General features: G+C 37.7%; 11 protein-coding genes and 1 pseudogene. 2 read left to right on the top strand and 10 right to left on the bottom strand.

Annotated elements, in window-relative coordinates:
• Nucleotides 1-32 precede the first annotated feature (32 nt).
• The 10 genes from LF817_RS13470 to LF817_RS13515 form a co-directional block, all read right to left on the bottom strand.
• Complete coding sequence (locus LF817_RS13470) at nt 33-1,058, bottom strand: restriction endonuclease (protein ID WP_253936339.1); 1,026 nt, start codon at nt 1,056-1,058, stop codon at nt 33-35.
• Between the two features lie 109 nt (nt 1,059-1,167).
• A complete protein-coding gene (locus tag LF817_RS13475) occupies nt 1,168-1,320 on the bottom strand; it encodes a PDDEXK family nuclease (protein WP_253936340.1) in 153 nt (50 codons plus the stop codon).
• 160 nt (nt 1,321-1,480) lie between these two features.
• Complete coding sequence (locus tag LF817_RS13480) at nt 1,481-2,413, bottom strand: selenium metabolism-associated LysR family transcriptional regulator (protein WP_253936341.1); 933 nt, start codon at nt 2,411-2,413, stop codon at nt 1,481-1,483.
• A gap of 274 nt (nt 2,414-2,687) precedes the next feature.
• Nucleotides 2,688-3,926 (bottom strand): DegT/DnrJ/EryC1/StrS family aminotransferase, encoded by a 1,239-nt coding sequence (locus tag LF817_RS13485; RefSeq protein ID WP_253936342.1) that lies wholly within the window; start codon nt 3,924-3,926, stop codon nt 2,688-2,690.
• A 29-nt stretch (nt 3,927-3,955) separates the two neighbouring features.
• A complete protein-coding gene (hisD, locus tag LF817_RS13490; RefSeq protein ID WP_253936343.1) occupies nt 3,956-5,221 on the bottom strand; it encodes a histidinol dehydrogenase in 1,266 nt (421 codons plus the stop codon).
• Nucleotides 5,222-5,260: 39 nt separating this feature from the next.
• Nucleotides 5,261-6,712: an APC family permease gene (locus LF817_RS13495; RefSeq protein ID WP_253936344.1), complete on the bottom strand. Its 1,452-nt coding sequence runs from the start codon at nt 6,710-6,712 to the stop codon at nt 5,261-5,263.
• 323 nt (nt 6,713-7,035) lie between these two features.
• Nucleotides 7,036-8,259, bottom strand: a complete 1,224-nt coding sequence (locus LF817_RS13500) for a threonine synthase (RefSeq protein WP_253936345.1) — start codon at nt 8,257-8,259, stop codon at nt 7,036-7,038.
• A gap of 39 nt (nt 8,260-8,298) precedes the next feature.
• Nucleotides 8,299-8,673, bottom strand: a complete 375-nt coding sequence (locus LF817_RS13505) for a Rid family detoxifying hydrolase (RefSeq protein WP_253936346.1) — start codon at nt 8,671-8,673, stop codon at nt 8,299-8,301.
• 4 nt (nt 8,674-8,677) lie between these two features.
• Entirely contained in the window at nt 8,678-9,340 is a 663-nt protein-coding gene (locus LF817_RS13510) for a helix-turn-helix transcriptional regulator (protein WP_253936347.1), read from the bottom strand.
• A 115-nt stretch (nt 9,341-9,455) separates the two neighbouring features.
• A complete protein-coding gene (locus tag LF817_RS13515) occupies nt 9,456-10,511 on the bottom strand; it encodes a YeiH family protein (protein WP_253936348.1) in 1,056 nt (351 codons plus the stop codon).
• 363 nt (nt 10,512-10,874) lie between these two features.
• On the opposite strand from LF817_RS13515, the gene LF817_RS13520 reads away from it, so the two are divergent.
• A complete protein-coding gene (locus LF817_RS13520) occupies nt 10,875-11,030 on the top strand; it encodes a kinase/pyrophosphorylase (protein ID WP_371925064.1) in 156 nt (51 codons plus the stop codon).
• A gap of 16 nt (nt 11,031-11,046) precedes the next feature.
• A pseudogene (locus LF817_RS13525) lies at nt 11,047-11,470 on the top strand (putative PEP-binding protein); the annotation flags it as partial.
• Between the last annotated feature and the right edge of the window lie 10 nt (nt 11,471-11,480).

Genomic DNA, 11,480 nt, shown 5'->3' on the forward strand with positions numbered 1-11,480 from the left:
TTAAAACCTGTGGGATGGTTTTAACCCTTCTTTTAGCTATCACTCTCATCCATCATCCATACTCTCTTAATCGGAATCTCTTTTTTAATTTCGTCACTTAAATGCTCATAATTTTTGAAGATCTCATTGATTACCGTTTTCGAATCCCATAAGCGTACTTTAAAGAACTGCTTTGGAACTTCTCTCATCACGGAATTTTTAAAGCCACTCCATGAAACCAATAAACCAAAACCTGCACTAAAGTTACTCATCGTACCAATTAACTGGTCTAATGTAGGTCGGTCAAGAGGAGTATCAGACGTCTTCACCTGTACACAAATTCTCGGATGCCCGAAGCCGAGCGTATCAGAGGCAGCCAGGATATCAACGCCGTGATCTGCTCCTTCTGGACTTCGATAAGTGGTAAACCCTTTAGCCTTAAGTAATTCTTCAATTAATGTCTCCATGTTATGTCCTTTAAATCGCTGAATGATGCGCTTGGAAATCTGATCATAAATGTACTCATCTAAATCAAACGTAACCTGGTCTTCATTTTCATCAACCAGATCCTCGATCGTTTTGTCTTTTTTGATATGCCAGTGATTCCGATACATCTCACGGATTCTTTTCTCCGCATCGTTTCGTTTGATCTTACAGACTGTCATAAAGGCGCCAAATGAATACAACAAGTCCTGGTCAAAACGGTCCCGCGGAATATCCTTCGCAAACCACTTCACATCACGAAAATGATAATAAGGGCTCCCGTTTGATTCTTCGTACTGATAATCCCCAGTAATCTCCCCAATATGTATTGTTCGGTTCATTTTCGAAGGAAGAACTACCCAGTCTCCAACTTCCATCCTATGAGCGATCGGCCAGATCTGTGAAGCCCAGTTAACCGCCTTCTTTTCTTTTTCAAGATCATAGAGGTTAATAAGTGCCTGATAAAGCTCTCCCTTTTCGCTGATCACAGATAAATCTATCTTTAAATCATCCCAGGTCAAATACACTCGATTATCCTGTAAAAACTTGTTCTCGTACTCCCCCTGCCTCCCAGCTCGGAACAACCATATACTCATCTGTTTCCTCCTCTTTCAATCATTTCTTCCATTTTATCACAAGTACTTATCGTTCTCTGTTTCCTCATAGAATTTCCTTGCTCGACTCTGATATTTTCAAGTTCAATCCTTAATAGGGATATTTCTTCAGTATTTCATCTTTCATTTGATCTCTATTTAACTGCTTTGGATTATTCTCATGAAACTTGTATCCATCTACTTCAACTACTAATAGAGGCTTTTTATTGAAAATACCAAAGTCGGTATGAGTAAATTCATTCATGGCATATTTTCGTCCTTCAGGTATGAGCCACGCTGTATCATTGATTAGCATCTTTAAAGGCTGATGAAGGGCTATAAGGGCAGACCCCAAAATCCTCTAGAACTAGAAATGTAACAAAATCTTATGTACTTTCTATTTATGTTTGGTAAAATTAATCAGTTTAAATATGATCATAAGAAAATGGTATACTATTCTCATTTCGATAGTAATCGACAACGAAAGATTGAAAAGTTTCTCCCGGTAGAGAAAGGTCATAATCCTTAAAAATGGTATACAAAGACCTTGTTAAATTTATGTCCACGATTCTTAAAGGTTTAAGAGTATTTAGACGGATCTCTTTCTGAATAGCTGCTCTCGAAATAATAGAAATTCCCATACCTGATTCTACAGCTGATTTAATGGATTCAGTATTTTCTAATTCTAGAATAACGTTCAATTTTGAAGGATTTAAATTATTATGTTGTAGTTTTTCTTCTATTACCTGTCTTGTGCCAGAACCTTCTTCACGTGAAATAAAAGGTAAGGAAAAAAGTTTTGAAGTAGAAATATAACCATTTTCTCCTTGTAAAGTAGATTTATCACAAGAAGCTATGATAACCAATTCGTCTTGCAAAAAAGCTTTTTGTGTAAATTCAGGGTACGAAATCATAGATTCGATAAACCCAAGGTGAATTTGTTTGTCATTTAATTTTTCGATGATTTGCTGAGAATTGTAAAATTTTAATTCAAGTTTTATATTAGGGTATTTACGACTGAATTCTGCTAAGAGATAGGGTAGAATATATTCTCCAATAGTTAAACTTGCACCTATGATTAAATTACCACTTGTCTTTTGTGAGAGCTTTTCAATGCTTTTTTTTGTATCATTTACTTGCTTTAAGATATTTTCTGCGGATTCTAACAAAAGTTCACCTGCAGGAGTCAAATATACACTTTTAGTAGTGCGTTTAAATAAGGTGACTCCTAGATATTCTTCCAATTGCCTGATTTGCAAACTAACACTTGGTTGAGAAATATGTAAGGTCTTTGCCGTTTGAGAGAAATTCTTTTTAAGAGCAACTGTATGAAAAGTCTTTAAGTGTTCTAGATTCAAAAGAGGCCCTCCTTATTTACATTCTATTGGATACAGATAAAAACTGACATTAAATAGGGTTTAAAAGGCTTAGGCAGCCAAAAGATAAAAGCCTGCTTTTGAAAAAGATTGATCAAAACAGGCTCTAAACATATTTGATATCGGGGGCTAATTATAAGAAATTCTATGCCTATTTAAGGAATTTAATATAAAGAACACGATTGTTTACTAACTATAGCATTCGAAAAGAAACCCAACCATTGTGTAGATGAAAAGCTCGCAGCACCCTTATAAACTAAGGCATAACTTCTTCAGTAACTTGCTGAATAATAGTTGTAATCTGTTTACAGTCATCTAAACTAAAAGTTAAAGGTACTCTAAAATCACACATGAAATTTAAGAGTTCGGCTGTTTTGGGTAAAGGATTTGTTTTGCCAAAGTATTCCCAGCTTTCAAACCTGCTTGTGAACCCCTTAGGTTCCATACTCCCAAACCATTTAATTTCAATTCCTCGATCTGAACATGTATTAATAAATTGTTTGACCTTAGAAACCGGGGCACCTTTAATGGTGAACTGAAAGGATGAGCCAACAAAGTGTTCCTTTACGCTTCTCTCAGGTAGACGGATATAGGGAGTCCCCCTGAGTCTTTTCTCTATCAGTTTATATCGATCATTCCAACGAGTGCATTGCTTGTCCAATTCTGGAAGCTGGGATCTTATTAAAGCAGCAACGAGATTTGACATACGCAAACTGAAATTAGGTATCATTTGTTTGTATTTTTCAAAGACTTCTAATGGCGGTTTGGCAATATGCTTTTCGTAAAGCATATAGGAGCCAGAGTACAGAATAACTTTTGCTGCCACGTTATCATCGTTTGTAACTAACAGCCCACCTTCACCAGAATTGATATGCTTATAGGTTTGAGTGGAAAAACATCCAACTTCACCAAAAGTTCCTGTGAATTTATCTCCCCATTTTGCCCCCATCGTGTGCGCGCAATCTTCAATCATTGTAATTCCAAACCGGTTGCAAATTTCCGTTACGCGATCCATATCAACAATATGACCTCTCATATGCGATAAAAGGAAAAATTTAGCGCCTGATGCTTCAGCTTTCTCTTCCAAATCATCAAGGTCCGTTAGATAATTCTCATCAATTTCCACAAAAATTGGTTCTGCTTCCGTATTCATTATTGCGCCAGGCACGGGAGCTAATGTAAAAGCATTGCAAAGGATTCTGTCACCTGGCAACACACCTACACTTTTTAGTGCAACATATATCGCACTCCCACATGACGATAAACCAGTACAATATGCTGTTCCTACATAATCAGCAAACTCTTTTTCTAGAAGACTGGTCTCAGCAACTTCACCCCTCACAGTATTATATCGATGAAGTCGGCCGGTCTCCATAATTTCCATGGCCCGTTTAATCCCATCCTCTGGAATAGGTTCCTGTCTCGTAAACTCTTTATTAAAGACTAAACGGTTTTCTGATTTTGGGTTACACATAAATTTAACCTCCTTAGCCATTAACCTATACTTCATTCTTCATGACAGAGCTAGAATTTTTTCTCTCTTACTTCTGCAGTTACGGCGTGGGCAGACATGCCTTCATAACGACACTGGTTGGCAATAATCGGTGCTATTTTTTTGCTAGCTTCCTTTGTACATTTTTGATAAGTAACCGTTTTAAGGAATTTACCAACCCATAGCCCACCAGTATATCTTGCGGCTTTGCCTGTTGGTAGAATGTGATTGGTGCCGATACCTTTGTCTCCATATGTTACAGTCGTTTCTTCCCCAAGGAATAACGAACCATAGTTCCTCATGTTTTCCAAATAATAATCTAAATCTTCAGCCTGTATTTGAACGTGTTCAATCGCATAATCATTTGCAACTTTTATCGCTTCTTGTTTATCCTCCACTATAATAATTTCACCATATTTCTCCCAGGATCCTTTAGCTACTTCTGAAGTGTCTAAGGAAATGATTTGTGTTTCCATTTCTTTTTGGACTTTTCTCGCCAATTCTTCCGATGTTGTAATAAATATAGTCACAGCATTGAAATCATGCTCGCATTGTCCCCAAATATCTGCTGCTATTAGAACGGGATCTGCAGACTCATCTGCAATAATTAAATTTTCGCTTGGCCCCGCAATTTGATCAATTCCTACTTCCCCAAATACCTGTCGCTTAGATTCAGCAACGAAAGCGTTACCTGGACCAACTATAAAGTCCACTGGTTTAATACCCTCAATTCCATAAGCCATTGTTCCTATAGCTTGGATACCTCCAAGTGAATAGATTTCGTCAACCTCTGCTAAGTTCATCGCATACAGGACACCTGGGTGAATTCCTTCACCGTTTCTTGAAGGAGAACATGCAATAACTCTCTCGACTCCGGCCACTTTTGGAGGGATAGTGCTCATCTGAACAGAAGCAACAATAGGAAAACGACCTCCAGGTACATATGCACCTACATTGTCCATTGGAATTAATTTCTGACCCAAGAACACTCCCGGCTGAGTTTCCTTTTCAAACTCAGATAGAGTTTCTAACTGTGCTTTCGCAAAATCTCTAACTTGTTGTTGACAATACTGGGTATCTTGTTTAAATGTCTCAGGAAGGGTTTTGATGGCTCGACTTATTTCCTCTTGTGAAACTCTGAAAGATTCAGGGTTCCACCCATCAAATTTCTCAGACAATAACCTGACTGCCTCTTCCCCATTTTCTTTAATATTATTTAACTCATTCATCACAATTTCTCTTACGTTTCCTGTGTTTTGCTTAGATTGCTTTTCGCTCTCTTTAATGTACTTCACCATTTAATTCATCTCCTAATTTAGGTATAGTTAAGGAAGGTATCACATGCCCGTTCGTGAGATATCATCCGATTCGTCGCTGATATCCGACAGTTCTTTTCCAAGAATGTAGTAATCCAATTCATTTTTGGGTATTTTATTGTATCTTTGTCTGTTAATTAGATAAAATAATGCACCCAGTAAAACCCAAGCTACTAATGCAATGATGGATGGTAAAGCGAGGAAAGCTGGAGATCCTGGAATAAAGAGCAAGCCTAAAAATACCAGACTGATAAGTGTTCCTGCTAAGGAAAAAACCTTCCGGACAGGATTATCTTGCCAATTAAAAAACGTATATGCTGATGCACAGGTGTAAGCATATGCAATTGCAACCCCTGTTGCTGTCATATCAACAATCCATAACAGTGCTTGACGTCCAAACCATGGCGAGATAAAGCAAATAAATGCGGCAGTAATAATGCCGACATAAGGTGTGTTAAATTTCGGATGAACTTTGGTAAAAATACGTGGTAAGATTCGTGCTCTTCCCATAGCAAGTAACATTCGGCTGGAGGAAACAAGAAAACCGTTAATTCCAGTAAAAATCCCCATACATAGTGCCACTACTAAAATCAACATCCCTATTCCACCAAACATATCAGTTGCCACATCACCAGTACCCCACACAGGATTAGTGCTTGTCAGTTGCTGCCAAGGAGCACCCATAGCAGTTGCATAAACCATTACAGCATAGACGATTCCACCGCAGGCAAGTGCGAAGATCATCAACTTGAATGCCATCTTAGAAGAGAAATTAAATTCTTCAGATGCCTGCGAAATATTGTTAAAGCCTGAATATAAGAATGGCGCAGTTGCTACAATTACGAGAATGGATGACCACCCACCTATACTCGTATTAAAAGCGGGCTGAAGATTTGAAAATGAGGTGTCTGGATGTAGAGTCATAGCTATCCCCATAAATAGTACGCCCGAAAACAAAATCACACTAAAAATATATTGCATTCTACCAGTGATAGAAATTCCTTTTATATTCGCCAAACTAAATACAACTAAAGCTATACCTGCTAAGACAATTTGACTGAAGTATATTTCCCACCCGGCAATTGTATACATATAACCTATTTCAACTACATTGGGATACAAAAATTTAAAAAGAACAACTATGGCAGATGCGTTCAAAGCCACTGAGGTAACATATGACAATGTTACAAACCACCCACATATGTATGCGTTTGTTCGTCCAAATCCCAAGTAGGTAAAAACAAACTCTCCCCCGGAAACAGGGAATTTTTCAACCAGGTAACCATAACTCACAGCTATGACCATTACCAATATAGCGCCAATTAAGACGCCTAATATCACCCCCATAGGCCCAGCCTCTCTCATCCAATCAGTAGGGAGCACGAATGCCCCCCACCCTATAGCGGAACCAAAAGCAATTGCAACGACCCAATGTGGTTTTAGTGTCTTTGATAACTCCGTCCTCTTTTCCACTAACTATCACTCCTTTTCGTAATTTTATTAATTGACAAGGAATTGTTTATTTCTATTTTAATTACCAGGGCATCCATCATCCCCAAATAAACAATGACTGTATATTTCACATATCTAAGGTAAATGAAGCCCGATAAATAAAATAATTTTACATGTGAGCGAACTATTGGACTTATATCGGTAATTATCACGGGGAATACTCTTGCATAACAATCCCTACTATAAGCAGGCAGGTGACTTCTTCGCCATATTATTATTAGTGTGGTCCACACTAATAACTTTACCCTCACTGCAAAGAGGGGCTATTTTTAAATAATAATGAGTTATCTTACATAATCCCTTACAATTTTATCCTCGGGTTGCAAAATCGGTGCATCGACTTCAACAGTATTTGGATATTTAATACCAGCACCCGTATTCAATACAACTACACGATCATCCTGCTTAATCCAATCGCTCTCCCGCAACTTACGAGCAGCGGCGAATGCTGCAGCTCCCTCTGGGCAAACAAAAGCACCTTCAGCTGACGCAACCTTATTTAGTTCTTCTAATAGAGTTTCATCACTGACCGCAATAGCACAACCGTTTGTTTGCTTGATGGCATCCAAAATTAAAAAGTCTCCCAAAGCTTTTGCTACATTTATGCCAAAAGCGACTGTTTCAGCATCCTGCCAAGGTTCTGCTGATAATTTTCCTTCTTTCCAGGCTTTCACAATTGGGGCACATCCTTCAGCTTGTACAGCAACTAATCTTGGCATCTTATCCTTAATCCACCCCAGCTCTTGTAATTCTTGCAACGCTTTGTATATTCCAATCAGTCCTACGCCCCCACCGGTTGGGTAAAGAATCACATCGGGTACCTCCCAACCAAATTGCTCAGCTATCTCTAGTCCCATCGTTTTTTTACCTTCGATCCGGTACGGCTCTTTAAGTGTAGAAGCATCAAATAAATCATAGTCTTTTACTGCTTGTGCAACAATTTTTCCTGCATCGCCAATTAATCCATTTACTAGATATAAAGAAGCACCAGCTGCGGTACACTCTTTTCTGGTTATCTCAGGAGCGTCCACTGGCATTACAATAGTCGACGTCACTCCAGCTTGTGCACAATATAGTGACCATGCTGCCCCTGCATTGCCGTTTGTAGGCATGGCTAGTTCCTTAACACCTAATTCTTTTGCTTTTGATACTCCTACAGCAGCCCCACGGGATTTAAAGGAACCAGAAGGGATTAAACCTTCATCCTTCATGTATAAATTAGGAATATTCATGTCTTGCCCTGTATTTTTCATATGAAGTAAAGGTGTCAATCCTTCTCCTAATGTAACAACATTCTCAATATTCTGAATAGGAAGAAGTTCATGATAGCGCCACAAATCCGCTTTTCTCTCAAGCAAATTTTTCGGTTTTAAGTTGGCCTTAAGTTCTTGCATGTTATAAGCTACTAGAAGTGGTGAACCACATTCACACAATTGATTTTTTTCTTCCACGCTGTACGTGTTATCGCACTTTGGACAATATAAATGAGATACATAACTAAATGACATGGATAAGCCTCCTAAAATTTATTTGCTATTTTCTAATAATTACCGCATTGCAATTGATTCTATTTCTATTGATGCATTCTTTGGTAGCTCTTTAACACCTACCATTGCTCGAGCAGGTTGAGTTTCTCTGAAAAACTTGGCATAAACTTCATTTACTGCCGCAGCTTGTTCTAATGAAGTAACAAAAATCGTGTTTTTAACAACGTGTTCTAAAGTCATATCAGAGGCACTTAGAATCGCTTGAATATTCCTAAGTGATTGCTCTGCTTGCTCTACTATACTTTCACTCATTTCGTTGGTTTCAGGATTTATAGGTAATTGGCCTGAAATAAAAAGCAAATTTCCTTTCTCTACTGCTTGAGAATATGCTCCAATTGCTGCTGGTGCTTTTTTTGTTTGAATTGTTTTTACCATGTGATCAACTCCTATTTATAATGAAATCTGTTTCTGAACGAATTTTTTGCAGATAGTTATATATTGTATATTTGGATACCCCTAGTACATTTGCTAAGTATTCAGTAGAACCTTTCATAAGAAAAACCCCTTTTTTATCAAGTTCTCTTATTACATCAACCTTCTCTTCCATCTCAAGCAATGTAGCTGTCTTATGGTATTTTTGCAAAACTCTTTGGGTCATGTCTTCAATGACTTCATGAATGGTGTTATAAAAGTTTTCTTTGTTAGTTTTCTCCTCATTAAATTTAATAAAGTCCTGAATCTCACCTCCTATTTGAATAAGTAAACTTATATCAATGTTAATGCACAATGCTCCAATTACTTTGTTGTGCTGATCTCGAAGAAACACCGTAGATGACTTCATAACCAACCCTTTTTTGGAAACTGTTTTATAATTAGCAAAGTCATTCACTTCACCATCATCTGTTTGCAGTTCTCTGAGCACAAGATCAGTAATCGGTGACCCAATTCCGCGCTCAGTTAATGTTCCCGCTAAATATATTAATGATTGTTCTAGATCACTAAAATCATGGATCGCCACTTCACACTTTGAACCTAGCATTTCCACTAAGATGTCTGCAGTACGAATCGCCTGATTAAAAACCAATTCATTTTCAGATTCCATAAGCAACCTCCACTTTCGCAAACTTTTAAATATTCAAAATATTTTAAAAACAATGATAACAAGAGAAAATTTAAATTACAACAATTTTTTAATAATTAAAATATTTTTGCAAGGACTACAATGTGAAATAAGTTATGACCGTTAGCAATATTGAAGTAATGAGCATAGCGACTAATGGACGGGCAGCCTTAGTGCGTATTGCCTGAAAACTAACATTAAGACCAAGCCCTACCATAGCCATGGTTAAGATAAAAGTGGAGAGATCTGCAATTCCATCCATCAGATACGAAGGGATGGAAATATAAGTTCCAATAACATAACTTCCAAACAGACTCATAATTATGAATCCAATTAGAAACCAAGGAAAGGCGACTTTTGTTTTGCCAGTATCAGCATTTCGTTTATTCATCCAATAAATGAGAATAAAACATAAAGGAATCAATAGCAAAACACGACCTAGTTTAGCTAATAACGCAATTGCTAGAGCATCCTCTCCCCCAGGAGCAGCAGCCATAGCCACATGGGCAATTTCATGTAAACTTATGCCAGACCAGATTCCATAATCAGAGTCCGAAATCGGCAAAACAGGGCGGAGCACTGTATAAAATAAAGCAAACACGGTGCCAGCTAAAGCTATGATACCTACCCCTATAGCCGTGTCCTCTTCTTTTGATTTAACGATCGGTGATACAGCCGCAATTGCTGCAGCTCCACACACCGCTGTTCCAACTCCAAGCAATAGAGAAAGTACAAAATCTGCTTTCAACCACTTGGCTATCACCATCATAACCACCATTACAAAAGCAATGGTTGCAATATCACGTAGAAGGAGTGGCATTCCTTGGTTAAAAATCACTCCAATATTCAATTTTAGACCATATAAAACTATGGCAACCCTCAGCAATTTTTTAGCAGAGAATTCAATGCCTGGACGGATTTTCTCTGGATATTCCCAAATCTGGCGGCATACAATTGAGATAATTATTGCACTAGCCATTGGCCCCACACGATCGAACCCCCAGAGTTGCGATAAACCAACTCCTAATAAAGCAATGAAAAAAGTAAAAGCAATTCCGCCTATCCACGCTAATTTCGAATTTGATTTTAATTCTGGACTTTTATTTTGTTTTTTAGAATCCTCTAATTGATGTGCAACTGATTGTTGTGCCATATTCAATAAGCTCCTTTCTTGCTTACTAAAAACATAGCATAAGAAAATGCCTTTCTTTTATATGAATCACTAATAACTGTTATCTAGGAAATTAATAGAAACCTTTAAAACAAGAGAATAGAGGCGTTCTATAAAGTAGTAAATATAAAATGATTTGAAAAATTTATAATTTTATGAATTATAATATACATAAAGAACTTCTCCATTATTTAGAGGTCTTCATTCTGTCAATAATATTGTTATCTCTTAAACTCAGAGAACATATTGAGAGAACTTGGGAGGGGAGTAATAAGAAATATATGGGTTCTATACTTAAAAATGCTGTTTCTATTACTTTAAGAAAAGGGGAATTGATAGTGATTAATAAATAAAACGGTCTTTGTCGTTTCAGATTCGATTGGGGATACAGCTAAACTAATGGTAAAGGCTGTCGCAAGCAAATTTTTTGGACAGAAAGTTAAAATTAACCACTTTTTTTATGTCGAGAACAAGGTGCCGTACATTCGATGCCTGGAATGATGGATAATGCCATGTTGTGAATGAACTTAAGAAGATGCGCAAAATGGTAACTACAATTGGAGACCAAATTCAGGGAGAAACAGGGAAGGCATTCGACTACTTGAATGGAACCATGATTGAAACACCCCGCGCAGCGCTAATAGCCGATCAATTTGCCGAAGAGGTAGACTTTTTCTCTTTTGGAACCAACGATCCAACTCAGACAACGTTTGGATTCAGTCGTGGCGACCGTGGTGGTGAAAAAGAATTGATCCAGTTCTGGCTTTGATCCAGGCATGGATTATGTAAGCTGCTCCCCTTTCCGTGTTCCTTCTGGACGGCTTGCAGCAACTCAGGCTACCATACTTCATGAGCAAAGAATCGTCTTAAAGAGCCTCAGTACAATTAATAAAGAAGCTAAAAAAAATAAAGAAACTCTAAACCACTCCTCATCGGAATGAGGTTTTAGAG

The organism is Halobacillus sp. A1, from assembly GCF_024189295.1.
Lineage (GTDB): Bacteria > Bacillota > Bacilli > Bacillales > Halobacillaceae > Halobacillus_A.